Below are 24,246 nucleotides of genomic sequence, written 5' to 3' on the forward strand. Positions count from 1 at the left end.
ATGTAACTTTGCAAAGATTGTTCTAGCGATCAAAGAGTAAATCTCCGATCGCTAGAACACCTAACTAGCGAATTAATTCTGCTTTCCTACCGCCTTCTTTTGCAATCTGCTGCAACTGAGCGAGTAAATCTGCCCAATGTACCTCTGCTAAGCTTGGGAGAGCGATATGGGCTTCACCCACGCGCTCAACCGGGCCTAATCCCACTGCCCACATATTTCCAGCTAAAGCGGCTTCCACTCCGGCTTCGGCATCTTCAAACACAACGCATTGTTCTGGAGGGAGTCCGAGTTCTTTTGCGGCAAAGAGGAACAGATCCGGAGCGGGTTTTGCTCGATCGACACTATATCCATCTGCGATCGCGTCAAACTGGTCAGCAATGCCAAGTTTTTCCAGCACCGGACGCGCATTTTTACTGCCTGATCCCAGTGCAATTCTAATTCCTGCTTGTTTCAATTCTTTCAGTAATTTCAGCGCTCCCGGTAGCAGATCATTGGGTGAAAAGGCTTGGATAGAGTCAACATAGTATTGATTTTTGCGCTCCATCATTTGCTGAATTTGTTCTTCGCTGAAAGAGCGACCACTGATGATTTTCATTAAAGATTCACGCCGAGATACACCGCGCAGGGCTTCGTTCGCCTGACGATCGAAGGGAATCCCCTCTTCGTCGGCAAGCCGTTGCCAAGAGCGGTAATGATATTCTGCCGTGTCGGTAATGACACCATCGAGATCGAAGATTGCGCCTTGAATGTTGGAAGAAGGAATCGAAGAAGTCATGATCGGTTTAGAAGGTTTGGGTTCTGCTTTGAGATCGAATTCGTGCCATTTGCCCCGCCAGTGTAGGCGGAATTTGAGCCGCGTCCAACCAGGGGGGAGATGCGGATGGGCAAAGGGTTCATCGCCAAATTGGATACCGCCGAATCCGAGAACAACGGCTTGCCAGATGCCGCCTGCGGATGCACCGTGAATGCCGTCATGTGCATTGCCGCGTGTGTCTTCGAGGTCAACTAATACGGCTTGCATGAAGCGATCGTAGGCTTCGATCGTTTTGTTGAGATCCGATGCCAGAATTGCATGAATGGCAGGGCCTAAGGATGATCCATAAGTGATATCAGTGCGAGGCGCGTAGTAGTTCCAGTTTGCTTCTAAAGATTCCTGTGAGTAAGGAAACTCTTGTGATTGCCGCATCAGATACAGCAGCATCAATACATCCGGCTGCTTGAGAACTTGCGCTTTGTCTGCACCTGCAATTCCTAGAATCTCCTGCATTGATTTGCTGCGCGGTTCATAGTCTTGCAGATTGATATCTTTGAGCTTGAAGAAGCCTTCGCATTGTTCGATCAATCCCGATGAATGATAAGGAATCCACATATTGTTAGCAATGTCTTGCCAACGCGATCGACGTTCTGGCGTGATTTTTAAGCGATCGCACAAGTCTTCCAAGCGATCGGGATAACATTTATTCAACCAATCATAGATATAAATTGCTTTTTCTAGATGCCACTGCGCCATGCGATTGGTGAACGCATTATTATCAACGTGTTCGTGATATTCGTCTGCACCAATCACCTCACGGATCTCGAAGCGTTCATGCTGCGTACTCCATTCGGTTCGACTCATCCAAAATACAGCCGTATCTAAGATGATCTCACAGCCATAATCGCGCATCCATTCATCATCATTAGTAGCTTGCCAGTAGTACCATGCAGCGTAGGCAATATCGGCGCTAATGTGAATTTCACGATCGCGACACCAAATCCGAATGTCTTCACCGTAAGGATCTTTCGGTAATGCCCAGCGTGGCGTAACTTCATCTCCGGTATCTGCACTTTCCCAAGCGTACATCGCACCTTTGTAGCCATAGTAAGCAGCTTTGCGACGTGCGCCCTCGATCGTGTGGTATCGATAGCTGAGTAGATTTCGCGCTAGGTGCGGCTGCGTGAAGGTAAAGAACGGCAGAATAAAGATCTCAGTGTCCCAGAAGACGTGACCGCGATAGCCAAATCCAGAAAGCGTTTTTGCTGGGATGCTGACACGATCGTTGTGTCGTGCCGCCGCAATCAGTAATTGGAACAAGTTGTAGCGCACAGCGAACTGAGCGCGAAGATCGCCTTCGATGACAATGTCGCTTTGTTGCCAAGCTTCTGCCCAACTTTGGGCATGAGCATCAAATAAGGTTTGATAGTTAGTTAATGTGGCAAGCCTTGTTTGTGCAGCTTTCACCGGAGCTTCAGCGTCGCGGGAAGTGTAGATGGTGATCAGGTTTTCGATCGTAATGGTTTTTCCACCCAGAGCCACAAAGGTTGTGGTTAAGGTTGGATAGCCCGGAACATTAGTTGTCTGTACTGTCCCTTCTGCACCATCTAACGACAAACTCGAAGCCATCGCAAGTTCAATATGCGAAGTGCGGGTGCGGACTTGTAGCCAGACTCCATGCTCTGTTTTACCTTGTCCTAGTTGTTCCCAATGGTTAAAGCCCTGGTTCTCTGGATAACCATTGATGCTGGCTTGAACTTCAATGTTGGTGTCTTGCTCCGTGGTAATCTGACAGCGCAATCCGACAATATGCTCATCTGCCAAACTTGCGAACCGCTCAAAGTGTAGTGAAATCGTTTTCCCGCTTGGACTGCGCCACTTGATCGATCGACTCAACACCGCTCGCTTGACATCAAGCTGACGCTCATAGCTCAGAATCTCACCTTGATCGAGCCGAAAGCGCTCTCCATCCACAATCATCAACAATGGCAACCAGTCGGGACAGTTTACAAGCTCGGTGTAAACCACCGGAACATCGTCATACACCCCATGAATCAGCGTCGCCGGTTGGGAGCGAGAAAATCCTTCCTCAAAGCTGCCGCGAGTGCCAAGATAACCATTGCCGATCGTAAAAATCGTTTCACGGGTGTTAGTCAGCTTTGGATCGAATTGAGTTTCGATGACTGTCCAGTCGGTATAAATCAAAGGGGAGCGATCGGTCTGAGTCATGGGGCAAAACTCCGCGAGAATGTTCAGGGGTTATTGTTTTTGGTGTTGTTCCAGAATCAGTTCGGCTCTAGGTTTGTAGATCAGGTGGAACAAAGCGTCGAGATAGTGTAACAGCGATTCTCGACTTTCGCGATGGACATAATTCCAGAAACTATAAAGTTTAGTTAGAAGTAAAAGTTGCTGCGTGTGATGTTGCCAATTGTACTCATCATGAATCCGCTGGATACTTCGATCTGACATAGACTGCCAATAATTTGGATCAGCGTCTGCACGATCGAGAAACTCTAAGATCTTACGCGCTGAACCTTGGAGATCAGTCGGGTTAATCAAAACTCCATACTTGTCGTTTTCAATGATCTCAGTCGTTCCCCCAAACTCGGTTACAAATGCAGGTAATCCAGAAATCATCGCTTCGAGCAATACGCGACCAAATGCTTCAAATCGAGCAAAGTGAACGAAAATTCCCTGACGATCGGCAATGCAGCGATACATTTCTCCGAGATCAGGATTGGAAAGGCGTTTACCAATCCAGCGAATGTGTTCGTGCAATTGGTAATGATCGATTAATCGATGCAACTTCTCGATCTCTTCGGCTTCATGATCATTAATGGCATCTCTAATATGAAGATTATTAGTAACGAGAATTAAATTACAACGCTGGTGTAAATCACTGCGCCCAAAGCATTCCACTAGCCCACATAAATTTTTCACCGCCGTTAGGGGTGCAACCGCGAGAAGTGGACGACGCTGTGGATCGGCGAGTTTGCCAAAGATGTATGCGTCTTCTTGCTCGTCGAATAATAGGTGATTAACCCGATCGATGGAGAAGCGCGATCGCGTTTCGGTGTACGGGAAAAACACCCGCTCATCGACTCCCGGCGGAACTCGATTAAATTTCGGATTAAACAGTTCAATGCCGTTGATCACATGATAAAGCTGCGGCATTGTGAAACATTTGTAGGATTCGTACTGCCCAAACGTATCGGGAGAACCGACAATTTCTTGATACGAGGAAGTCACAATAAAATCTGCCGCATTCATACTGATCAAATCTGCGGTGAATTGTGCCGAAAAATGATATTGCGGCTCTAATTCTTGCCAGTAAAGATTACTAAATAAATGCTTCGGCTTCTCGAGCGAGTGAGCAATATTGCAATGCGTTACCTTAAGCTGCCGCGCCATGAGTGAAGCAACTAAATTTCCATCACTATAGTTACCAATGATTAAATCTGGTTTATCCCCAAGTTGCTTGAGTAACTGAGCTTGAGCGTCGATCGCATAGCTCTCCAAATAGCCCCAAATCTGAAACTTAGAAATCCAATTATCAGTAATTTTCGGGTTAAATGTCCGAAACGGAACCCGCAGAATCCAGGCATTTTCAGTGCCATCAATCTTCTCTAAAGGCAATGCACAGTGAGTTCCTTCACAGTTTGGAATCAATCGCGTTAAGACAATGACCTGCGGCTGGATGTTTAGCATCTTCAACCCAGTGAGTTCAATGTTCTCTTGCAATTGGCGATCGAGCGATCGGGCTTGATCCAACACATAAGCGACTTGCCCCAATGTTTCCGGTCGCCCTAAGTCTTCTTGTCCCACCCAACCATGAATCGACACGGAGACGACTCGAAACACTGAGGGGAATCGATCCACAAATGCCTCTAAAATCGCGCTCTGTGGCATGATGATCAACTGATCCAATAGTTCCAACGTTTGGCGCGCTCGTTCTGCGGTGTTGCCCCATCCTGGCTCAAATCCAAGCGGCTGTAACTCTGGGTGAATATTTTGATAGGGTTCATCAGCAGGACGCGATCGCAGAATTTGAATTGCTTGTCGAACCTGCTGCGCTAAATGTTCACCGGACTGAATGCGATCATTGATCAATAGCTGAATGCCTTCGTACTCATGCCGATGCAACACATCGAATAACAGATTAAACCAATACTCTCGATCGTCTAAAACTTGACTGGATAAGTAGCGATTGAGAAAAGCAAGTCCTTGCCCAATGTTGCGCGGATCATCGATCGTCGGACTGCCTTCATAAAACGGCGTAACGTCGATTTCAAACAAATTTGGTTGAGCATGACCGACAAATCGATCGCGAGCTTCCAGCATCTCTTTCGGAGGCATCTCGGTGCATTCTGTCAGGGCTGAATTGATCGCCCAAATCTGTTGACTGGCAACCCACGGACGCAGGACTAACCAAATACGATCGCTTTCTAATAACAGTTCGTGGCTGTATTGAATCAAGTGGGCAATGTGCGAAGAATGTAAGAAATGAGCAGGCTTTTGCGTTTCGTGACAATATTCAAAAAAGGCTTGGAGAATCTCGTTTTTGAGGAAATAGCGCTGCTCCGATCGGCTCAAACGATCCACAAGCTGCTGAAGCGCTGCTTTTTCTTCGGGATTTTGTAAAATTGCTGTAATCAGTTGATTCATAGGAACGTTCCACCAAGCGTCTAGAGTTTGACTCATTCCATTTGCAACTCGATGGACGAAAAAGTGCGACTCCCATTACTGCATTGCCATCAAGCCACAACTCACCTAGCCTACTTATAGAATCTTGATCAAGAAAACTCACCTAGCTATTGATAGAGATGCTTTAACTCAAACGAATGCTAGCTTTACCATCGATCGCACTTCGACATCAATCTTTTCGATAGAGAAACGAACTGTACAAATTAAGAATTTTTGTCGTCAACCTGATACGATAAGCAATCAAGCTAGGGGTGCCCACTTGGGCTGAGAACAAACTCTTAGAACCTGAGACTGGGTAATGCCAGCGAAGGGAAGCTAACTATCAGAGGAAAAATTTATGCGGACAGATTGGATTGCCAAGCGTCGCGGGCAGAGCAACGTCTCTCAGATGCACTATGCCCGAAAAGGTGTAATCACCGAGGAAATGCACTATGTCGCCCAGCGCGAAAACCTCCCGATCGAACTGATTCGCGATGAAGTGGCGCGGGGTCGGATGATCATTCCAGCGAATATCAATCACCCAAATCTAGAACCGATGGCGATCGGGATTGCTTCCAAGTGCAAAGTGAATGCCAATCTCGGCGCATCACCGAATTCTTCTGATATGAGCGAAGAAATTGCCAAGCTCAATCTGGCAGTGAAATACGGCGCGGATACCGTAATGGACTTGTCCACGGGTGGCGGCAACCTGGATGAAATTCGGACGGCGATTATTAACGCTTCTCCAGTACCGATCGGCACTGTGCCAATCTATCAAGTTCTCGAAAGCGTACATGGCAATTTGGAAAGTCTAACCCCCGATGATTTCCTCCATGTGATCGAGAAACACGCCCAGCAAGGGGTCGATTACATGACGATTCACGCTGGATTGCTGATCGAATACCTGCCACTTGTGCGCTCTCGGATTACTGGAATTGTTTCGCGGGGTGGCGGGATCATTGCCCGTTGGATGCTGCACCATCACAAGCAAAATCCGCTCTATACCCACTTCGACGACATCATCGAAATCTTCAAGAAGTACGATGTATCTTTCAGCTTAGGCGATTCTCTCCGTCCGGGTTGTACTCACGATGCCTCCGACGAAGCGCAACTTTCAGAACTCAAAACCCTGGGTCAACTGACTCGTAGAGCTTGGGAACATGATGTCCAAGTGATGGTCGAAGGCCCCGGACACGTTCCGATGGATCAAATCGAATTTAATGTTCGCAAACAAATGGAAGAGTGTTCCGAAGCACCGTTCTATGTGTTAGGCCCGCTCGTAACTGACATTGCACCAGGATATGACCACATCACTTCAGCGATCGGGGCTGCGATGGCTGGCTGGTACGGCACCGCAATGCTGTGCTACGTCACCCCAAAAGAGCATTTAGGCTTACCGAACGCAGAAGATGTTCGCAACGGTTTGATTGCTTACAAAATTGCAGCCCACGCCGCCGACATCGCACGACACCGACCAGGGGCCCGCGATCGCGACGACGAACTCTCGGCAGCGCGGTACAACTTTGACTGGAACCGACAGTTTGAACTCTCGCTCGATCCAGAACGCGCCAAAGAATACCACGACGAAACGCTACCAGCCGATATCTACAAGACCGCAGAATTCTGCTCGATGTGTGGTCCTAAATTCTGCCCGATGCAAACCAAAGTCGATGCCGATGCGCTAACCGAGCTTGAGAAGTTCCTGACTAGAGAAAAGCAGTCTGTTTAACCCGATCGTCTGACACTTCATTTGTCATCCCGCTTTCTTGAACCGAAGCGGGATTTTTTGTTCTTACAGAATAGTTCAATAGTTCTACGGTAGATTAAGCGAAACGGTTGCAATCAGGAGGTTCAGCATGACACCGCAGCAACAAGCGCTAATTTCTTCTGAAGTGTTTTATCCGGCGAGCGATGGCAAGCCAGTGGCAGATAATACCAAGCAATTCCGCTGGATTGTTGTCATCGAACAGAATCTAGAATGGTTGTTCGCAGACGAGCCGAATGTGTTTGTTGCAGGTGATTTGTTGTGGTATCCGATCAAAGGCAACAACACCGTTTGCACCGCTCGCAAACTGCTGTTTTACGATCGCTACGGCGTTGAAGAGTATTACATTTACGACCCCGACCGCATTGAACTGAGTGGATGGCACCGGTCGGATACTGGACTCGACAGCATCGAAGAAATGAACGGCTGGATTAGTCCTCGCCTGGGCATTCGCTTCAACTTAGCAGAAGAATTAGAGTTGTAGCATCCAGACGGAAATCGCTTTCTTTCGTTCGCTGAAATCAGTCAGCAGTTGGCCAACGAGCAGCAACGAGCAGAACAGGAGCGACAACGGGCAGAACAAGCTGAACAGCAAAAAGCAGAGATCGAACGACTCCTTCAGCAGTATCGCGCCCGCTTCGGTGAACTAGATTGATTCTAGATACTGATCGTCTAGCAAGAATGCGCCCTTGCCAAACCGAACCCCCCAATATCCGCCGGGTCGTCGATCGAGAACGGTTCCTTCGTCCCCAACCTGCAAAAGATCCGCCGGACGCAGCATCGGCATCGGCTCAGCCGTTTTTAGATAGGGCGGTAAAGAGACAAGGCGGACTTTTTCACCGATCGTAAATTCTTTCATCATCACAGCATCGCAGACTTTGAACTCATTCTACTTGGTTGAGATTTCTGATTGATCCGCTCGGTCTCGTGCAAATTCCTGTGGCAGTATGAAGGTAGTGTATTGAGTTCAGGTGGGTTAGCTTTGCAGATCACATTTTTGGGAACAAGTTCTGGGGTTCCCACTCGATCGCGCAATGTTTCTGCGATCGCGCTTCGATTGCCGCAACGCGCTGAAGTGTGGCTGTTTGACTGTGGCGAAGGAACGCAACATCAATTCTTGCGAAGCGATTTACGAGTGAGTCAAATTCGCCGAATTTTTGTGACTCACGTTCACGGCGATCACATCTTCGGGTTGATGGGGCTGCTAGCAAGCTGCGGACTCGCGGGAAATCCAGAGCAAATCGATATTTACGGCCCACCTGAATTAGACCAATATCTCAAAGCCTGTAAGCGCTACTCACAGACGCATTTCTCGTATCCGGTAAAGTTTCATCCGGTGAGTCCCGGTTTGGTGTTTGAGGATGAAGAATTTACGGTCACTTGCAGCTTGCTCAAGCATCGCGTTCCCGCATTTGGGTATCGTGTGGCTGAGAAAGACCGTCCAGGACACTTTAAGGCAGAACTGGCGAAAGAATTAGGGATTCCGTCTGGCCCTCTCTATGGAAAATTGAAGCGGGGAGAAAGCGTCATATTACCCGATGGACGCACGATCGACGGCAAAACCCTCTGTGGTGAAACCGAGATCGGTCGCAAAATAGCTTACTGTACCGATACCGTCTTTTGTGAAAACGCGATCGACTTGGCGCGAGATGCCGATGTACTGATTCACGAAGCCACCTTTGCCCATCAGGACGCAGAAATGGCGTTTCAAAGGCTGCATTCCACCTCGACAATGGCGGCGCAAACTGCCTTACTTGCACAAGTTAAAACGCTGATCATGACGCACTTCAGCCCCAGATACGCACCCGGAAATCCAGTTCAGCTTCAAGATCTTCTAGCTGAAGCCCGCGCTATCTTTCCGAATACTGAACTCGCTTCAGATTTTTGGACGTATGAAGTGCCGAGACGGATTGAGCAAGCTGAAGCGATCGCACGTTGAGCGGGAGTGCTTGAAATCTCCACCTTATTTGGCTTGAGACAAGACCATCAAAAATCGCCCGTGAATAAGACCCACGATCGCTCCTGCGGCGAGCAGTGTGCTGCCAATGACGCGGACTAGCTGATGGCTCTCAGGCTGGCATTAACGGGCATTGCGACAGCTCCAACGCAAAGCCCAGCAACTTGGAGCCACTCTTGTGGTTGAGTCGAGTGCAACTCCGATCCATTCCTTAGCTAAAGCGACTTCTGGGGGTTAGTTTCTTAGCAGAATGCCCATTTTTGGCTTTGAGACAAAAATGAGCAGTGATGCAGAATGTCTTTAGCCCAAACTGCCAAAATCGGGAAGTAGACGGAAAGCGATCGATCGCATCCTCTGAAAGAGCATTACACCGAATGTTTCTACCTACTTCCCGAATAAAGCTTGGACTTCATCGACCAATACAATCTCTTAGCTTGCATCCTGCAATTCCGCAGGCTTCACCGCTAACTGTTGCACCTGTCCATTCCGTTGGATCTGCATCTTTAACGTCTGACCCAGCTTGGTATTTTCCACCAGTTCTTGAAGCTGTTCTGCCTTAGTAATCGATCGATCACCGATCGAAGTAATCACATCTCCCCGACGGATACCCGCGATCGCAGCAGGCGAGTTCGGCAACACTCGCACCACAATCACACCATTCACTTCTGGTACTTCAAACGCAGAATTCGGATCGGTGTTGTTTTGCCGCGCAATTTCAGGAGTTAAAGTCGTCATCTGAACGCCCAGATACGGATGTGGAATCTTTTCACCCCGCGCTAACGCATCTTTAATCAACTTCGCTTTATTGATCGGAATCGCAAATCCAATTCCCATTGCATCTGCCCGAATTGCGGTGTTAATTCCGATCACTTCACCGCGATCGTTTAACAACGGCCCACCCGAATTCCCCGGATTGATCGCCGCATCCGTCTGCAAAAAGTCCAAGCGCTTATCGCTTAAACCCACTTGAGCGCTCGATCGATGCAGCGTACTTACAATTCCTAGCGTCACCGTGTTATCCAGCCCGAGCGGGTTGCCAACCGCGATCGCCCAATCGCCCACCTGTACCTGATCGGAATCTGCCAGCGATGCAATCGGCAGATCTTTGCCGTCAACTTTGACAACCGCCAAATCTGTCACTTCATCAAAACCGCGCACCTTGCCTTCAAACACGCGCCCATCTTTTAGCGTCACCGTCACTTTATCCGCACCATTGACCACATGAGAATTCGTCAAGATGATGCCGCTTTTGTCGATCACAAATCCTGATCCCTGACCGCGCAAGGTTTCCGATCGCGGTACGGTCGAAAAATCCTCCCCAAAAAATCGCCGGAACATTGGATCATCGAACATTGGGTCTGCCCGTCGCGTCACCGTTTTTTCCGTATCGATTCTCACCACTGCCGCGCCCACCTTCTGAACCGCTTCTGCCACAAAACTCCCGCGCTCGATCGCTTTTGGAGCTTGCGCGATCGTCGGTTCTGCTGAAGCCAACTGCGGAAAGGAGATCAAGCCAAATAACATCGCAATCGTGACGATCGCAAACTGAAGTCGGCGGAACTGATTTGAGACCTGAAAGCGTTGCATAAGTCATCATCCGTAAAACTGTCTCTAGCCACTTGTGTAGCCATTATTCCTATCCTACGGGTGAAAACAAAACTCGGCTTGGTAGAGATTTCACACCATTCTCCACACCTCAGCTGATAAAGCACTAAAATCAGTAGCACCCCTTCGCACGATCGCACACGATGGCTACTTCTGATTTACCCCGCGACCTTGAACCACTCCCGAATCACGAGCATCATGAGCATGATCCAACTCATCCGCACGTTCACAGTGAAGAATCTGTGCGGCGTGTGATCAATCGCCTCTCCCGCATCGAAGGACATATTCGTGGGATCAAAACGATGGTACAAGACGACCGACCCTGCCCAGATGTGTTGATCCAAGTTGCTGCGGTGCGTGGTGCACTCGATCGAGTTGCCCGGATGATTTTGGATGAGCATTTGTCGCAGTGTGTTGCGCGTGCTGCTCAAGAAGGCAATATCGATGCTGAAATCGAAGAACTCAAAGCCGCGCTCGATCGCTTCTTGCCTTAAGTCTGAGAACAAGGCAACTGCACCACAAACTTAGTCCCAGATTCAAGCTGCAAACACTCAATCTTGCCGCCGTGATTTTTGGTGACAATCTGATAGCTGATGGCTAATCCCATTCCCGTTCCCTCACCCACGGGTTTGGTCGTGAAAAACGGATTGAAGATTTGCGATCGCACCGCTTCGCTCATTCCTGTCCCTGTGTCTGAAATCTCAATTTGTACCCAATCTGCATCAATGTTCGTCGTCTGAATCTGAATGAATTGTGGTGCGGAAGCGTTTGAGTTTAGAGCATCGCTCGCATTCGATAACAGATTCAAAAAGACCTGATTCAGTTGACCTGCATAACACTCGATTAGAGGTAACTCCCCATAATTGCGAATCACCTTGATCTGCGGATGACTCTTCAAACGGTGCTGCAAAATCATCAAGGTATTTTCTAACCCGTCATGCAAATCCACCGCAGACTTTAGCTCAGCCTCGTCTAACCTTGCAAAATTTCGAAGCGATACCACAATCTGTCGGATACGCTCGGTACCCTCTTGCATCGACTGCACAATTTGTAGAAAGTCAAGTTTGAGAAACTTCAAGTCAATCTCTTTCGCAACATGAAGCACGTGATGGGGATTTGTGCAGGGTTGCTCGTAAACCGACAGCAGCCTGAGTAAATCTTCTGCATACGTTTCGACAAATGTGAGATTGCCATGAATAAAGCTCACTGGGTTATTGATTTCATGAGCAATGCCCGCCACCATTTGCCCCAAACTCGACATCTTTTCCGCTTGAATCAGTTCTGCTTGGGTTTGTCTCAGTTCTTTCAGCAAAGCTTGCAGTTGAGTTGATTCTGAGCGTAAGCGATCGTTTGCCTCACTGAGCTGCTGCGTTCGTTGTTCGACCTGCTGCTCTAACGTTTGATTAACTTGGTGCAAGTTTCGCTCTGCTTGTACCTGCCTAGTGACGTTTCGCAACACTAAAACGGCATTCGACTCTGTTTCGATCTCCCCGAGATGCACATACGACCAGGTAATTTCCAGAATGAGAGTTTCATGCTCACGCTTGAAGTCATAACACTGTTTCCCCTTCGTTCGAGTGGAAAGCGCGATCGTTGCTGGATGCTTCTCAATGGGAATCACTTGTCCATCCAAGATTAAGGGCAAATGATCCCACAGCGTCAGTCCGACAACCAAAACATGCGGGCGGTTCAGGAAGCGATCAAAGGCAGCATTGCACCATTTGACCCGCCCCTGAGCATCGATCTAAATAATGCAGTCCTCAACTGCGCCCAAAGCCACTTCCATTGTGCTGAGCGTTGCCCTCAGTTGATTCACCAACGGATTTATATCGAGCATTAGCGCGGCTCAAGTGGACGTAGAGTTGCTGCAAATAGCCATTCCTCACCCCGCCGTTCTGCGATGATGAAGTGTTCGGATTCGATTTCGCGATCGTCTTTGGTAACAGCTTTAAGATTAAGCGGATGATTTAGAACCGTTGAATTTCCAGTCGCAGAAAATCGGGCAAACCCTAGATGGTGAGCATCACGAAAAAAAGCGGGGAGCAGTACGCTTAAAGGCTGGCCAATAATCTCCGCCGGAGTCCAACCGAACACTGTTTCAAAATGAGCATTGATCTCGACAATGATTCCAGACTGGTTCGCGGCAACAAACGGTATGTCGCCGTGCTTAAGTTGCTCAATGGATGGAGCTGACATAAAGGCTGGGGATAGAATAATTAACCCCAGTCTTCCCAACTGCACTGCTAGATGCTCAAGCTACTCCAGTGAAGAGCGTCTCGAAAGGTTGCTGAGGGGCTTCTGGTTTCGCGACGATTTCAACGATTTTATTGCGGGCGCTGGGTTGAAAGACGGACTCAACGCAAACTTGAGCAACCTTAGTGCGCGGAATACTACCTTCAGAAAGCGTATCGGCAGAAGACATGACGATCGCGTTCTCGTTTTCTTCGTTTTTTAATCCACCGGGACGAACGATCGTATAAGTTAATCCGCTCTTTTGCAGATATTCCTCTGCCTGCTTTTTCCACACCAGAATCAGCCAGAACAAATTCAATGGATGAAAGAGTTGCGAGGTGCAAAGCGAAGTTACTAAAACAAACTGCTCGATTCCTTTTGCTTTTGCGGCATCGACTAAATTTTTTGTCCCTTCATAATCGACCTTGTAGGGCTGCGTGGGGTCAAAGCTCGGTTTTGCCCCAGTTGCACAGAAAACGACCGTAGAATCGCCCATTGCGCCGATCAACTGTGATCCCTGTAAAACATCTCCTTGAACCAGTTCTACTTCAGTCGGCAAAATCGATCGCGCCGTTTCCAGATTTCGCACCAACGCTCGCACCGCAATCCCACGATCGACTAACTGCTGCACAATTCGTCGTCCAGTTTCGCCCGTTGCACCTGCTACAAATGCTTTCATACGTCATCCCTAATCAGAATCTCTACAGTTTTCATTGGTTCTTTTTTGCTTTACATCGGGCGCAAGAAAGAAATGCTGACGATCGACTTGTCCTAAATCTTTGGCGATCCTTTGCAGATTCTTGGCGCTCGCAGTAAGATACAAGACGAAAGCACTTTTAACTTTTGTAAATAGAAATACAAAGTTTTGATCTGACTACTTCCGCGACATTTGAGAGACATATCGATTCAATGAACTTTCAGTAATCCTCATGCTGAAGTTGAAGCCTATCTGTATCCTTTAGGGAACCTTGACCTTGACCAACGGCAACCGGAAGAGAGTGAATGCAATCGCAACCAACCGATTCTTCGGACTTCGCTAATCCTAACTTCACCCGTTCCACCGATGCCGCAGGCGCAAGTGGAGCGCCGTCGCATCCTGCCCACGGAACTGAAATGCTGCTGCATGAGCCGATGATTTTTTCCAGCCGCTTTATCGACTCAATGGAGATGAATGCCGATGCCCGAACGGTGGCGCGGTATCTTGATGTGCATCAGGAGTGGTTTCATCGCTGTGCTCATCCAATGCACGTCGAGCCGATCGGACGAAACAGCTATGCGCTGATTATCGGGCATTTCGGGGCATTCGGGTATGATGTTGAACCGAAGATCGGGTTGGATTTACTGCCGCAGCAGGAAGGCATTTACCGGATTGAAACCGTTCCCGTTCCAAATGAAGCCCCGCTTGGCTACGAGGTTGATTTTCAAGCGGCGATGAATTTAATTGAGCATCCAAGCCAGAGCAACCCTACGCTAAGAATGACTCAAATTCAATGGCAGCTTGATTTGCAGGTGGCAATTCAGTTTCCGCGATTTATTCATGCGCTTCCCGATTCGCTGGTTCGCAATACGGGAGATCGCATTCTCCGCCAAGTGGTACGCCAGGTTTCTCGCCGTTTGACGCACAAGGTTCAGGAAGATTTTCATGCGTCGCGCAATCTCTCCATGCCGAAGCGTACACGCCGCAAGCGCTTGTAATTAATCAATTTTCCGCCAAGCCTCGACATCTTCGCAGGTTTGGGTTTTGGTCGGAGTTTCGATCGCGCAAATTCGATCGAAGCAAATCCCTCGATCGTCCAGTTGGATTTGCTCAACGAGCGATCGCTTCTCCGCTTCAGATAAAGGAGCGTAAATCAAACTTAAGTGGGGATCAAGGGAATACGACCCGCCAAAAAATCGCTGAATCTCATCGCTGAGTTGATTCAGTTCGGGCGTTGAAACAAGCTGAATGAATAGCGTTTTGGTGAATTGTTCAGAATATTGGATGCGATCGATTTCTAACCTGATCTCGAAGCTGGACTGGCTTTTGAGAAATTCGGAGACTCGATCGTGCTCACACTCACCACTGTAGAGGGTGACGTGCGGTTGAAAAATTGGTGCGTTGTAGCGGTGCGCGAGATTGGTGATTAGGGATTGGTAGAGGCTGTGATCGCGCTCGATCGGCATTAACCAGAATGAAGCCTTCATGATCATAGAAAACGGGCTGAGCAAAATCGCCCAGCCCCCCTCTTTAACCGTTCAACTTCTTCGCCAGCAATTGATTGGTGAGTTTGGGGTCTGCCCGTCCTCCAGTTTCCTTCATCACCTTGCCTACAAAGAAGCCAAGCAGCTTCGTTTTACCGCCGCGATACTGCTCTAATTCATTCGGATTCGCCGCAAGAACGGCATCAATCGCTGCCTCGATCTCACCCACATCCGAGATCTGAATCAAGCCTTTCTTCTCGATCAGTTCTTTTGCCGATCCGCCCGTCTCCAGCAGTTCTGGCAGCACATCTTTGCCGATTTTGTTGCTGATCGTGCCATCTTCGATCAGTCCAATCAGTTCGGCGAGCGTTTCGGGCTTGAGTGCAAGATCGGTAATGCTCTTGCGCGAATTGTTCAGATAAGCGCTGATATCACCCATGATCCAGTTCGCTGCCAGTTTCGGGTTGGCTTTCGCAACGATCGTCGCTTCAAAGTATTCAGCAATGGCGCGATCGTCTGTGAGAACTCGCGCATCGTAAGCCGAAAGCCCCAACTCTTCCTCGTAGCGGTGACGCTTTTGGTACGGCAATTCGGGCAACTGCGATCGCCATTCTTCTAATTGCTCAGAAGACACTTCGATCGGCCCTAAATCCGGTTCAGGGAAGTAGCGATAATCGCTCGATCCTTCTTTCACCCGCATACTAATCGTGCGTTGTGACCCTTCTTCCCAAAGACGCGTTTCCTGCACGATTTTCTCGCCGTTCTTGATCGCCGCAATTTGCCGCTCGATTTCGTGGTCGATCGCTTTTTGAATTGCGCTAAACGAGTTCATATTTTTGATTTCGACTTTTACGCCGAATTCTTCTTGTCCCACCGGGCGCACCGAAACGTTGACATCGCAGCGCAACGATCCTTCCTGCATATTGCCGTCGCTCACACCCAAATACAACATGATCCGGCGCAATTCTTGAGCATATTCGGCGGCTTCTTGTCCGGTTCGCATATCCGGTTCGGACACAATCTCACACAGAGGAACCCCGGCGCGGTTGTAATCTACCAGCGAGTAAGTTGATCCGGCTAAACGATCGCTGCCTCCATGCACCAGTTTTCCGGCATCTTCTTCCATATGCAGGCGCGTGATGCCGATGCGCTTCGTTCTCGCTTTGCCGTTTTCATCGAGCAACGGCTTCCCTTTATCGTCGGTAATTTCGATTTCCAGCCAGCCATGTTCTGCGATCGGCAAATCATACTGAGAAATTTGATAATTCTTCGGCAAGTCTGGATAGAAATACTGTTTGCGATCGAACTTGCTGTAGGGCGCAATTTGGCAATTAAGCGCAAGTCCCGCCTTCACCGCATATTCCAATACTTTCTGATTCAGAACAGGCAAGACCCCCGGCATTCCCATGCAAACCGGATCGATATGAACGTTCGGATCGCTCGTGAACTGAGTTGAGCTATCCGAAAAAATCTTCGTCTCAGTGTTCAACTGACAGTGAGTTTCCAGTCCGATAATCGCTTCGTACTGAGTTTTAGCAGGAGCAGCAGTAGTCATGAAAACAATACGCCTGTGAAAAAGCTAGATATATTTTAGAGGAGTAAGGTAGAAGTTAGGAATTCAAAGGATGGAGAGATAACCTACCATTTCTTATTGATCAAACAGAATTCAAAGGATCGGCTAAAATTGCGAAGCATCAGAGAAGCGTCATTGCGAAATCTGCGTCAGATTGAAAAAACCTTCCCGATCGGGAACTGAGGAATTGTGAATGCTGGTCTGCCCTCAATGCCAATTTGAGAATCCAGAACACCATAAGTTTTGTCAGGTGTGCGGCACTTCGCTCGTGGATAAGCCTTGTCCAAATCCAAATTGTGGTAAGCAAGTTGATTGGAGCGCCTATCAATGTGCAAACTGCAAGACCTTCACAGGCACAATCCGATCGGTGTGGATGTCCCAACCCTTCCAGCCAAGTGCCGATTATCTCGATGCTGAACAGCGCTATCAAATTCTGCAATCGCCTACTCCCCTGCTGCAAGTCCTCGATCGCAACCCCCTCAAACCTGCAATCATCGATACGCCGCCAGCAAGCGCCTTGCCTTATCTGGAGTTAGAGCCTTACCTCAATCAGATCTTGCCGTTGCTCTTCAATGCGTGGCAGGACGGAGCGCAAGACATCCTGGTTCTTGAAGAACGATCGCACTACACCATGCTGAGCAACTTTTTCAAAACCAGCCGCAGCGTTCCCACACTCCAAATTCTCCACTGGTTCTACGAAATGCTCGACCTATGGGAAGCCTTGGAACCCTATTACCTGTGCCAGAGTCTATTAGAACCTTACAATCTGCGACTCGATGAAGACCAACTGCTGTGTTTAGAACACCTGATCCCTGAGTCCGTAACTGCGCCCACCCTCAAACATTTGGGTACACTTTGGCAAACCCTGCTCTCTCAACTGCGTCAAACTCAGTCGGCATCCTTACATGAGTTGATCGCCGATCTCCAGACCGAATCGATTTTGACTCTTGATCACCTCCGATCGCGGCTCAAAGCGATCGCGCACAATACCCAAGCCGACTTTACTGACTCTGAGATCATGTCTGACCCCCACTCCCCCGTAGATTTTCTCCAGGATTCTTCTACCGCAGAACCTTCAGAAATGCCCGTGACGCTCATCGGTGAATCGAGCGCTGATCAGGACGATATGCCAACCATCGTTCTGCCGATGCAGCTATTTAGCTTAGAAGATGCGGGACGGACTGACATTGGACGACAGCGCGACCACAATGAAGATTGTTTCGGGATTGATACGCAGATCGACAAGGTGCAGACCCCGGTTAGCAGAATCGTGCAGGCGCGGGGGCTATACATTCTCTGCGACGGCATGGGCGGACATGCGAGCGGAGAAGTCGCAAGTCAAATGGCAGTAGACGCGCTGCGGACATTCTTTCGACAGTATTGGCGCGACATCGATCAAGGTAAGCATCCAGCACAATTACCGTCTGCGGAAGTGATTCGCAACGCCATTCAGCAGGCAAACAAAGCGATTTACACGGTCAACCAAGAAGGGCTGCGATCGGGCAGTGGCAGAATGGGGACGACGCTGGTGATGTTATTGCTGCACGATACAGAAGTGGCAGTAGCACACGTTGGCGATAGTCGCCTGTATCGCTACACTCGCAAATTGGGACTGGAGCAAATCACGCTGGATCATGAAGTCGGGCAGCGCGAGATTTTGCGCGGAGTCGATCCTGAGATTGCGTATGGTCGCCCGGATGCTTATCAACTGACGCAAGCGTTAGGTCCGCGTGATGAGTATTTTGTTAATCCTGATGTGCAGTTTTTTGAAATTAATGAAGATGCCGTGCTGCTGCTTGCGTCCGATGGCTTAACCGATAACAGCTTGCTAGAAGCCTATTCGCAGAGTCACATTGAACCTATGCTCAGTTCGCAAAGCAATCTGGATCAAAGCGTCAGCCGCTTGATTGATTTGGCAAATCAACACAACGGACACGATAATGTGAGCGCGATCGCAATTCGTGCTAAGGTCCGTCCTAATCTCGATCCGTTGAGATAGTAACAAGCAATATCAGGCAGGCTCGATCGAGTTTGACCTGAAATTGATCATGCAGGCTAGGAGGATCGCCCGTGGAAGCGAATCTTTTTACTGCCGTTTTGTTACCCCTAGCGCTGGGTGTTGTCATGTTAGGGATGGGGCTAAGTCTAGTTCCAGAAGATTTTCGGCGGATTACTCGCGACCCGAAAGCCGTTGCCTACTGCGATCGGCATGGGAATTCGCCACCGGTTTCCCCGCACTGCAAACCGTTTGGAAAAGCAAATGAGCCGCCTTGCGGTCAGTCTATTAGCATTGATTATCGTGCTGCTGCTCGTGCGCGAAGGCAGCAAGCTGCCGGGATTTATTGCGCAGGTGGGAATCGGGGTTGTGCTGCTGAATCTGTTCGCCACGCTGGGCGGATTTTTTGCGGGAAAGCTATTTCGACTGCCATTGGCGCAACAGATTTGCATCGCGATCGAAGTCGGCATTCAGAACGGAACGCTTGCGATCGCCATTACTGCCGGACTGCTGAACAATCCTGATATGGCAGTGCCTGCTGCCGTTTATAGTCTTTTAATGTACTTGACTGGTTTTGGAGCAATCTTCCTTGGTAGAAGGTTGAAAGAACAGGTCTAGCTTGAAGTAGACAGTGTTTCCCGTGGTTCTTCCGCCAGGAAGATTGCCCTTTGAATCAGTCTCCTATCTGAGTGCCCCATGAATTGAACTCGTTGGATGCTCAGGAAGTCCCAATCACAGATCGCATAGAACAGCGATCGAGGCTTAATCTTCTTCCCAACTGTCAACGGCTAACAGCTCGCTGACGGGATCTTTCATTGAAAACTCAAAGGCTTCGAGTTCTTGCTTCCAGTAGCTCCAATCGTCACCGTAGAGCAGCGCAATCTTCCAAAGACTATCTGTGGGCTTGAGCAGCTTCGAGTCTACTAATTTTTGAACTTGACGCTGCAATTTTTCCATTGGATGGGCGACCTGTAGGTTCATACCATTCATCTACCAAAGCTAAGTTGTAAATTGAGTAAATTGAATTGTGCAAATGTTTCGCGGGGGCAACCAGAAGACATTTCCCTGTGTAGAGTTCACCTTGGGAGTGTCTGTTTCCGAGAGTGCATCGCTGTTCCAGCTTCTAATGTTAGCGTATTTCTTTCAATTCATGACAAGACGATCGCAACATTTACTATATCCAAAATCATAATGCAGAATCAGGACAATGTGCAGCGTCGGTTTTCCGTATGTTTGAGTGCTGCACAGTGGGTTGACGGTATCGCAGCAGTAGCCCATATTCTAGGCTTTCGACGACTGCTTGGTAGGATGCCTCTAAGATATTACCGGAGACTCCAACCGTTGCCCAGCGATCAATGCCATTACTGGATTCGACTAACACACGGGTTTTGGCTGAAGTTCCAGCTGTTCCATCTAAAATTCTCACCTTATAGTCTGTCAGATAAAAGCTATCGATCTCAGGATAGAGATTAACTAACGCTTTACGTAGGGCAGCATCTAACGCTGACACTGGGCCATTGCCTTCTGCGGCTTCGAGAATTTCTTGTCCTCGGATTGCTACTTTCACGGTGGCCAGCGATCGCGCTCGTCCGCAGTAGCTGCGAGAGGGAGCGGATTCAGGCATCATGTCGTAATGCACCTGAAAACCTCGCACTTCAAAGGGAGCCATTCTCTCTCCCAAGGCTTCTCGAATTAGTAGTTCAAAGCTCGCTTCTGCGGCTTCAAACTGATAGCCATCTTGCTCAAGATGTTTGAGCGATTCGAGAATTTGGCGACAGGTTGGATCGTGTTTGTCGAGGTTGAAGCCGAGCGATCGGGCTTTTGCCAGAATGTTACTGATTCCTGATTGTTCGGAAATTACAATCCGCCGACTGTTGCCCACTAGCTCAGGCGACATATGTTCATAGGTGATCGGATTGCGCTGCACGGCTGAAACGTGGAGTCCTCCTTTGTGGGCAAATGCAGACAATCCGACGAACGGTGCGTGGTCATCGGGTGCGAGGTTAGCAACTTCGCTGACAATGCGGCTGACCTGCGTCAGGGTCGCTAATTTCTCGGACGGTAAGCATTGATAACCGAGTTTCAGTTGCAGATTTGGAATCACAGAGCAAAGATTCGCATTGCCACAGCGCTCCCCATAGCCGTTGATTGTGCCTTGGATCAGGGTTGCGCCTGCACTAACTGCGGCGATCGTGTTTGCGACTGCAAGTTCACAGTCATTGTGGGTATGAATGCCAATCTGGATCGGTGAGAGTGCAGCTTTGACTTCACGTACAATCTGATCAATTTCGTGCGGTAGGGTGCCGCCGTTGGTGTCACACAGGGTAATCCATTCTGCGCCTGCTGCGATCGCGCTTTGCAAGGTCTTCAGCGCGTATGCTGGATTATGTTTGTAGCCATCAAACCAGTGTTCGGCATCGTAGATAATGCGGCGATCGTGCTGTCGAAGATAAGCGATCGTGTCTTCGATCATCGCCAAATTCTCATCGAGCGTGGTTTGCAGTCCTTCAGTCACGTGCAAATCCCAGGATTTTCCAACGATCGTGATCCACTTGGTTCCGGCAGCGAGAATCGGTTGCAACATCGGATCGGTTGCGGCAGTTTTGCCCGGACGACGAGTGAAGCAAAAGGCAACGATTTCGGCTTGGCTGAGGGGTTGCTCTTTCAGATGCCAGAAGAACTGCACGTCTTTGGGATTTGCTCCGGGCCAACCGCCTTCGATGAACGGAATCCCTAAGCGATCCAATTCACGAGCGATGCGAATCTTATCTTCGACAGAAAACGAAATCCCTTCACGCTGAGCGCCATCTCGTAGCGTTGTATCATAGATCGACAAAAAAATAGGAGCCATGATGCGAGTGACTCTGTGGTAAAGCTTTATTGTAGGAAATGAAGACAATCTCTTAATTGTGAAAGAGATCAGCGAATAGCGGCGATCGTTGTTTGTAAATCGTAATGATAGAGAGTTGAGGAATGCCAGAGATTACAGCTCAGGGAAAAACGATCGAATGTGAATTCGGTGAAAATTTACGTCGAGTTTTGATTAGAAATGGGATTAATTTGCATAACGGTAACGCAACCGTGATTAACTGTCGCGGGATTGGCACTTGTGGCACTTGTGCGATCGAAATTGAGGGAGCCGTCTCAGAGATGGAGTGGCGCGAGAACGCGAGACTTTCCCTCCCACCGCACAATCCAGAAAAATCTCGCCGTCTCGCCTGCCAAGTGCGCGTTTTAGGAGATGTTCACGTCACGAAATATGGGGGATTTTGGGGACAGACCGATGCGATCGAGTGGAAACCCGAAGCGTAAAAAGCTACACTTTACGGGAGGCTATTTTCCGGGCACGATCGGGATTTTTAACATGAGAACTTTATGAGATAGCGATTATGAATCAGAATGGAAGACTCACCGGTGCTGTACTCATCGGGCTTGCTCTGTTGTTGATTGCTAGAGCAGCCGCGACTTTCTCATCTGGCAATCAATCTAATAATCAATTGAATCCAAATTCCAACAATCAACTCAATCAAAATCAGGCTCAGGATCAAGCCTTTGCCCAAACTCCGCCCGATCGTTTGCCGATTAACGATTTCAACGCATCGCGGGTTGGTGTTGCAGAGTTGAATCCAAGCACGGGAACAGGAGATCTGAATACTCCAGGTTCAGGGTCAGATAATGTTGCCGACAATTCTGGTAACGGTACGGGTTCTGGTTTACCTGCGGGAGCTTCAACTCGACCCGTACCTCCGGTAGTTCAAGGCGCTTGGTAACGTCCATGAATTGTCGTGAGATTATAGTGATTGGGGGAGGAATTATCGGAGTTGCGATCGCGATCGAGCTAAAGTCACGCGGCGCGGCAGTTACGGTTTTGTGTCGCGATTTTGCAGAAGCGGCAACTCACGCCGCCGCCGGAATGCTTGCACCCCAAGCTGAAGAAATTCCACCGAGTCCAATGCTGGATCTGTGTTTGGAGAGCCGCGCTCTTTATCCGGATTGGATTCACAAATTAGAATCGCTCACGGGTTTAAATGCGGGCTATTGGGCCTGCGGGATTTTAGCGCCGCGATATGAGTATTCTGAAGCGAGCAATTGGCTCGATCGCAGCACTCTACTCACCCATCAGCCAGATCTAAGTGATGAAGTCCTCGGCGGCTACTGGTTTCCCGAAGATGCTCAAGTGGATAATCGGGCGTTAGCAAAAGTGCTGTGGATGGCGGCACAAGAATTAGGAATTGAAGTCAGAACGGGGATTCACGTTGAGCGGTTTGCGGGGGACTCAAACATTACGCATCTCGAAACCAATCAAGGCAGTTGGAAAGCCGATCGCTACATTCTGGCAACCGGAGCCTGGTCACAGGAGCTATTACCGATTCCGGTGTTTCCCCGAAAAGGACAAATGCTATCGGTGCGGGTTCCCCATCCCGAAAATTTACCGCTCCAAAAAGTTCTATTCGGCGAAGAATCTTACATTGTGCCGCGCCAGGATGGACGAATTGTGATCGGTGCAACCAGCGAGAATGTGGGATTTCAGCCAGGAAATACGGCGATCGGTGTTCACCAATTACTCTCCAATGCCATTTGTCTTTATCCTCCGATTCAGCACTTTACACTAGAAGAAACTTGGTATGGTTTTCGTCCGGCGACACCGGATGAACTGCCAATACTAGGTTCAAGTCCGTATGCAAATTTAACGCTTGCAACCGGACATTATCGCAACGGAATCTTACTGGCTCCGGTGACAGCAAGCGCGATCGCGCAATTCGTTCTTACTGGAAATGATTCTCGACTCCAAGCGTTTCATTGGTCACGATTCAACTAGAGATGCAAAACATAAAGGATATTCAAATCGAGATCGACCAGGAGAAAATCATTCAGTTTTGCCAACGCTGGAAAATTACAGAATTCGCTTTATTTGGTTCTGTGCTGCGAGACGATTTTCGACCAAATGACAGCGATATTGATGTGTTGGTGTCCTTTGATCAAGAGGCGCGCTGGACACTATTTGATCTCGTCGAGATGGAAGAAGAAATTCAGAAGATCTTCGATCGCAAGGTCGATTTGGTGAGTCGGCGCGGCATTGAGCGTAGCCATAACTACTTGCGCCGTAAAGCAATCCTTGGCTCTGCCAAAGTAATTTATGCAGCCCCGTGAACTATCTATTGGATATGCTAAATGCCGCAAAATTAGCTCAAGATTTTGTTTCCGGCATCGATTGGGAAACGTTTGAGCTTGAATTGATGCGTCAGGCGGCGGTAACTCGTCAGATCGAGATCATTGGGGAAGCGGCTCGTAGAATCTCGACAGAGACTAGAACGACGCTTTCAGGGATTCCCTGGTCTAAAATCATTGGAATGCGGAATCGCCTAATTCACGAATACGATGACTTAGATCTTGAAGCAATTTGGAATACAACGCAGATTGCTCTACCTGAACTTGTCGCGGTCTTAGAGAAAATCATTCCCACGACAGAATGATTCTTTAGCTTGGTCATCATCACGAG

Annotated in this window: 21 protein-coding genes, 2 pseudogenes and 1 riboswitch; of the genes and pseudogenes, 12 read left to right on the forward strand and 11 right to left on the reverse strand. The window is 48.8% G+C overall.

What is annotated here, in order from left to right; all coding sequences use genetic code 11:
- Positions 1–64 precede the first annotated feature (64 nt).
- Together pgmB and NC981_RS02140 are read right to left on the reverse strand one after the other, a co-directional pair.
- Complete coding sequence (gene pgmB / locus NC981_RS02135; protein WP_348241337.1) at positions 65–2,983, reverse strand: beta-phosphoglucomutase; 2,919 nt, start codon at positions 2,981–2,983, stop codon at positions 65–67.
- Positions 2,984–3,013: 30 nt separating this feature from the next.
- Positions 3,014–5,419 (reverse strand): sucrose synthase, encoded by a 2,406-nt coding sequence (locus tag NC981_RS02140; protein WP_190378876.1) that lies wholly within the window; start codon positions 5,417–5,419, stop codon positions 3,014–3,016.
- A gap of 276 nt (positions 5,420–5,695) precedes the next feature.
- A riboswitch (TPP riboswitch) is annotated at positions 5,696–5,788 on the forward strand.
- A 7-nt stretch (positions 5,789–5,795) separates the two neighbouring features.
- Here NC981_RS02140 and thiC point away from each other — a divergent pair.
- The gene (gene thiC, locus NC981_RS02145; protein ID WP_348241338.1) at positions 5,796–7,166 is read left to right on the forward strand and encodes a phosphomethylpyrimidine synthase; all 1,371 of its coding nucleotides are present in this window, start codon (positions 5,796–5,798) and stop codon (positions 7,164–7,166) included.
- Positions 7,167–7,293: 127 nt separating this feature from the next.
- A pseudogene (locus NC981_RS02150) lies at positions 7,294–7,857 on the forward strand (hypothetical protein).
- Here NC981_RS02150 and sipA read toward each other — a convergent pair.
- Positions 7,849–8,064 carry a regulatory protein SipA gene (gene sipA, locus NC981_RS02155; protein WP_348241339.1) on the reverse strand — a complete coding sequence of 72 codons (216 nt, stop codon included), beginning with the start codon at positions 8,062–8,064 and terminating at the stop codon, positions 7,849–7,851. The pseudogene NC981_RS02150 and the gene sipA overlap by 9 nt on opposite strands.
- Positions 8,065–8,184: 120 nt before the next feature.
- Between sipA and NC981_RS02160 the strand changes: the two genes are divergently transcribed.
- Positions 8,185–9,141, forward strand: a complete 957-nt coding sequence (locus tag NC981_RS02160; protein WP_348241340.1) for a ribonuclease Z — start codon at positions 8,185–8,187, stop codon at positions 9,139–9,141.
- A 447-nt stretch (positions 9,142–9,588) separates the two neighbouring features.
- Here NC981_RS02160 and NC981_RS02165 read toward each other — a convergent pair whose 3' ends face one another.
- On the reverse strand, positions 9,589–10,746 hold the full coding sequence (locus NC981_RS02165) for an HhoA/HhoB/HtrA family serine endopeptidase (protein ID WP_348241341.1): 1,158 nt from the start codon (positions 10,744–10,746) through the stop codon (positions 9,589–9,591).
- Between the two features lie 161 nt (positions 10,747–10,907).
- On the opposite strand from NC981_RS02165, the gene NC981_RS02170 reads away from it, so the two are divergent.
- Entirely contained in the window at positions 10,908–11,258 is a 351-nt protein-coding gene (locus NC981_RS02170) for a metal-sensitive transcriptional regulator (protein ID WP_190378460.1), read from the forward strand.
- On the opposite strand, the gene NC981_RS02175 is transcribed toward NC981_RS02170, so the two are convergent.
- The 3 genes from NC981_RS02175 to NC981_RS02185 all read right to left on the reverse strand — a co-directional run bounded on the left by NC981_RS02175 (position 11,255) and on the right by NC981_RS02185 (position 13,675).
- Entirely contained in the window at positions 11,255–12,439 is a 1,185-nt protein-coding gene (locus NC981_RS02175) for an ATP-binding protein (RefSeq protein WP_348241342.1), read from the reverse strand. The two genes, NC981_RS02170 and NC981_RS02175, sit on opposite strands and share 4 nt — an antisense overlap.
- Positions 12,440–12,600: 161 nt before the next feature.
- A complete protein-coding gene (locus tag NC981_RS02180; RefSeq protein WP_348241343.1) occupies positions 12,601–12,960 on the reverse strand; it encodes a PAS domain-containing protein in 360 nt (119 codons plus the stop codon).
- A gap of 55 nt (positions 12,961–13,015) precedes the next feature.
- Positions 13,016–13,675 (reverse strand): NAD(P)H-binding protein, encoded by a 660-nt coding sequence (locus tag NC981_RS02185; protein ID WP_348241344.1) that lies wholly within the window; start codon positions 13,673–13,675, stop codon positions 13,016–13,018.
- Between the two features lie 323 nt (positions 13,676–13,998).
- Between NC981_RS02185 and NC981_RS02190 the strand changes: the two genes are divergently transcribed.
- Positions 13,999–14,691: a DUF1997 domain-containing protein gene (locus tag NC981_RS02190; RefSeq protein WP_348241345.1), complete on the forward strand. Its 693-nt coding sequence runs from the start codon at positions 13,999–14,001 to the stop codon at positions 14,689–14,691.
- Here NC981_RS02190 and NC981_RS02195 read toward each other — a convergent pair whose 3' ends face one another.
- Positions 14,692–15,180, reverse strand: coding sequence for a cyclic phosphodiesterase-like protein (locus NC981_RS02195; RefSeq protein WP_348241346.1), 489 nt, complete (start codon positions 15,178–15,180; stop codon positions 14,692–14,694). It abuts the gene before it with no gap.
- Positions 15,181–15,223: 43 nt separating this feature from the next.
- Positions 15,224–16,732, reverse strand: coding sequence for an Asp-tRNA(Asn)/Glu-tRNA(Gln) amidotransferase subunit GatB (gene gatB / locus NC981_RS02200; protein ID WP_348241347.1), 1,509 nt, complete (start codon positions 16,730–16,732; stop codon positions 15,224–15,226).
- Positions 16,733–16,943: 211 nt separating this feature from the next.
- Between gatB and NC981_RS02205 the strand changes: the two genes are divergently transcribed.
- On the forward strand, positions 16,944–18,749 hold the full coding sequence (locus tag NC981_RS02205) for a serine/threonine phosphatase (protein ID WP_348241348.1): 1,806 nt from the start codon (positions 16,944–16,946) through the stop codon (positions 18,747–18,749).
- A gap of 71 nt (positions 18,750–18,820) precedes the next feature.
- Positions 18,821–19,364: pseudogene (locus NC981_RS02210) on the forward strand (hypothetical protein).
- Between the two features lie 144 nt (positions 19,365–19,508).
- On the opposite strand, the gene NC981_RS02215 reads toward NC981_RS02210, so the two are convergent.
- Positions 19,509–19,727 carry a DUF4327 family protein gene (locus NC981_RS02215; RefSeq protein WP_190378469.1) on the reverse strand — a complete coding sequence of 73 codons (219 nt, stop codon included), beginning with the start codon at positions 19,725–19,727 and terminating at the stop codon, positions 19,509–19,511.
- Between the two features lie 205 nt (positions 19,728–19,932).
- Positions 19,933–21,597: a citramalate synthase gene (gene cimA, locus NC981_RS02220; protein ID WP_348241349.1), complete on the reverse strand. Its 1,665-nt coding sequence runs from the start codon at positions 21,595–21,597 to the stop codon at positions 19,933–19,935.
- 122 nt (positions 21,598–21,719) lie between these two features.
- On the opposite strand from cimA, the gene NC981_RS02225 reads away from it, so the two are divergent.
- The 5 genes from NC981_RS02225 to NC981_RS02245 all read left to right on the forward strand — a co-directional run bounded on the left by NC981_RS02225 (position 21,720) and on the right by NC981_RS02245 (position 24,220).
- Entirely contained in the window at positions 21,720–22,058 is a 339-nt protein-coding gene (locus NC981_RS02225; protein ID WP_348241350.1) for a 2Fe-2S iron-sulfur cluster binding domain-containing protein, read from the forward strand.
- Positions 22,059–22,135: 77 nt separating this feature from the next.
- Positions 22,136–22,516: a hypothetical protein gene (locus NC981_RS02230; protein WP_190378472.1), complete on the forward strand. Its 381-nt coding sequence runs from the start codon at positions 22,136–22,138 to the stop codon at positions 22,514–22,516.
- Between the two features lie 5 nt (positions 22,517–22,521).
- Positions 22,522–23,565, forward strand: a complete 1,044-nt coding sequence (thiO, locus tag NC981_RS02235) for a glycine oxidase ThiO (RefSeq protein WP_348241351.1) — start codon at positions 22,522–22,524, stop codon at positions 23,563–23,565.
- A 2-nt stretch (positions 23,566–23,567) separates the two neighbouring features.
- Positions 23,568–23,897: a nucleotidyltransferase family protein gene (locus tag NC981_RS02240; protein ID WP_348241352.1), complete on the forward strand. Its 330-nt coding sequence runs from the start codon at positions 23,568–23,570 to the stop codon at positions 23,895–23,897.
- Positions 23,894–24,220: a DUF86 domain-containing protein gene (locus tag NC981_RS02245; protein WP_348241353.1), complete on the forward strand. Its 327-nt coding sequence runs from the start codon at positions 23,894–23,896 to the stop codon at positions 24,218–24,220. Before NC981_RS02240 ends, NC981_RS02245 begins: the two co-directional genes overlap by 4 nt.
- Positions 24,221–24,246 lie beyond the last annotated feature (26 nt).

Source organism: Leptolyngbya sp. DQ-M1 (assembly GCF_039962505.1).
GTDB lineage: Bacteria > Cyanobacteriota > Cyanobacteriia > Leptolyngbyales > Leptolyngbyaceae > Leptolyngbya.

What these genes read in the sequence shown, in the direction of transcription:
- pgmB (WP_348241337.1), bottom strand. Translation starts at nt 2,983, where the DNA reads ATGACTCAGACCGATCGCTCCCCTTTGATTTATACCGACTGGACAGTC.
- NC981_RS02140 (WP_190378876.1), bottom strand. Translation starts at nt 5,419, where the DNA reads ATGAATCAACTGATTACAGCAATTTTACAAAATCCCGAAGAAAAAGCA.
- thiC (WP_348241338.1), top strand. Translation starts at nt 5,796, where the DNA reads ATGCGGACAGATTGGATTGCCAAGCGTCGCGGGCAGAGCAACGTCTCT.
- sipA (WP_348241339.1), bottom strand. Translation starts at nt 8,064, where the DNA reads ATGATGAAAGAATTTACGATCGGTGAAAAAGTCCGCCTTGTCTCTTTA.
- NC981_RS02165 (WP_348241341.1), bottom strand. Translation starts at nt 10,746, where the DNA reads ATGCAACGCTTTCAGGTCTCAAATCAGTTCCGCCGACTTCAGTTTGCG.
- NC981_RS02170 (WP_190378460.1), top strand. Translation starts at nt 10,908, where the DNA reads ATGGCTACTTCTGATTTACCCCGCGACCTTGAACCACTCCCGAATCAC.
- NC981_RS02180 (WP_348241343.1), bottom strand. Translation starts at nt 12,960, where the DNA reads ATGTCAGCTCCATCCATTGAGCAACTTAAGCACGGCGACATACCGTTT.
- NC981_RS02185 (WP_348241344.1), bottom strand. Translation starts at nt 13,675, where the DNA reads ATGAAAGCATTTGTAGCAGGTGCAACGGGCGAAACTGGACGACGAATT.
- NC981_RS02190 (WP_348241345.1), top strand. Translation starts at nt 13,999, where the DNA reads ATGCAATCGCAACCAACCGATTCTTCGGACTTCGCTAATCCTAACTTC.
- NC981_RS02195 (WP_348241346.1), bottom strand. Translation starts at nt 15,180, where the DNA reads ATGAAGGCTTCATTCTGGTTAATGCCGATCGAGCGCGATCACAGCCTC.
- gatB (WP_348241347.1), bottom strand. Translation starts at nt 16,732, where the DNA reads ATGACTACTGCTGCTCCTGCTAAAACTCAGTACGAAGCGATTATCGGA.
- NC981_RS02205 (WP_348241348.1), top strand. Translation starts at nt 16,944, where the DNA reads ATGCTGGTCTGCCCTCAATGCCAATTTGAGAATCCAGAACACCATAAG.
- NC981_RS02215 (WP_190378469.1), bottom strand. Translation starts at nt 19,727, where the DNA reads ATGAACCTACAGGTCGCCCATCCAATGGAAAAATTGCAGCGTCAAGTT.
- cimA (WP_348241349.1), bottom strand. Translation starts at nt 21,597, where the DNA reads ATGGCTCCTATTTTTTTGTCGATCTATGATACAACGCTACGAGATGGC.
- NC981_RS02225 (WP_348241350.1), top strand. Translation starts at nt 21,720, where the DNA reads ATGCCAGAGATTACAGCTCAGGGAAAAACGATCGAATGTGAATTCGGT.
- NC981_RS02230 (WP_190378472.1), top strand. Translation starts at nt 22,136, where the DNA reads ATGAATCAGAATGGAAGACTCACCGGTGCTGTACTCATCGGGCTTGCT.
- thiO (WP_348241351.1), top strand. Translation starts at nt 22,522, where the DNA reads ATGAATTGTCGTGAGATTATAGTGATTGGGGGAGGAATTATCGGAGTT.
- NC981_RS02240 (WP_348241352.1), top strand. Translation starts at nt 23,568, where the DNA reads ATGCAAAACATAAAGGATATTCAAATCGAGATCGACCAGGAGAAAATC.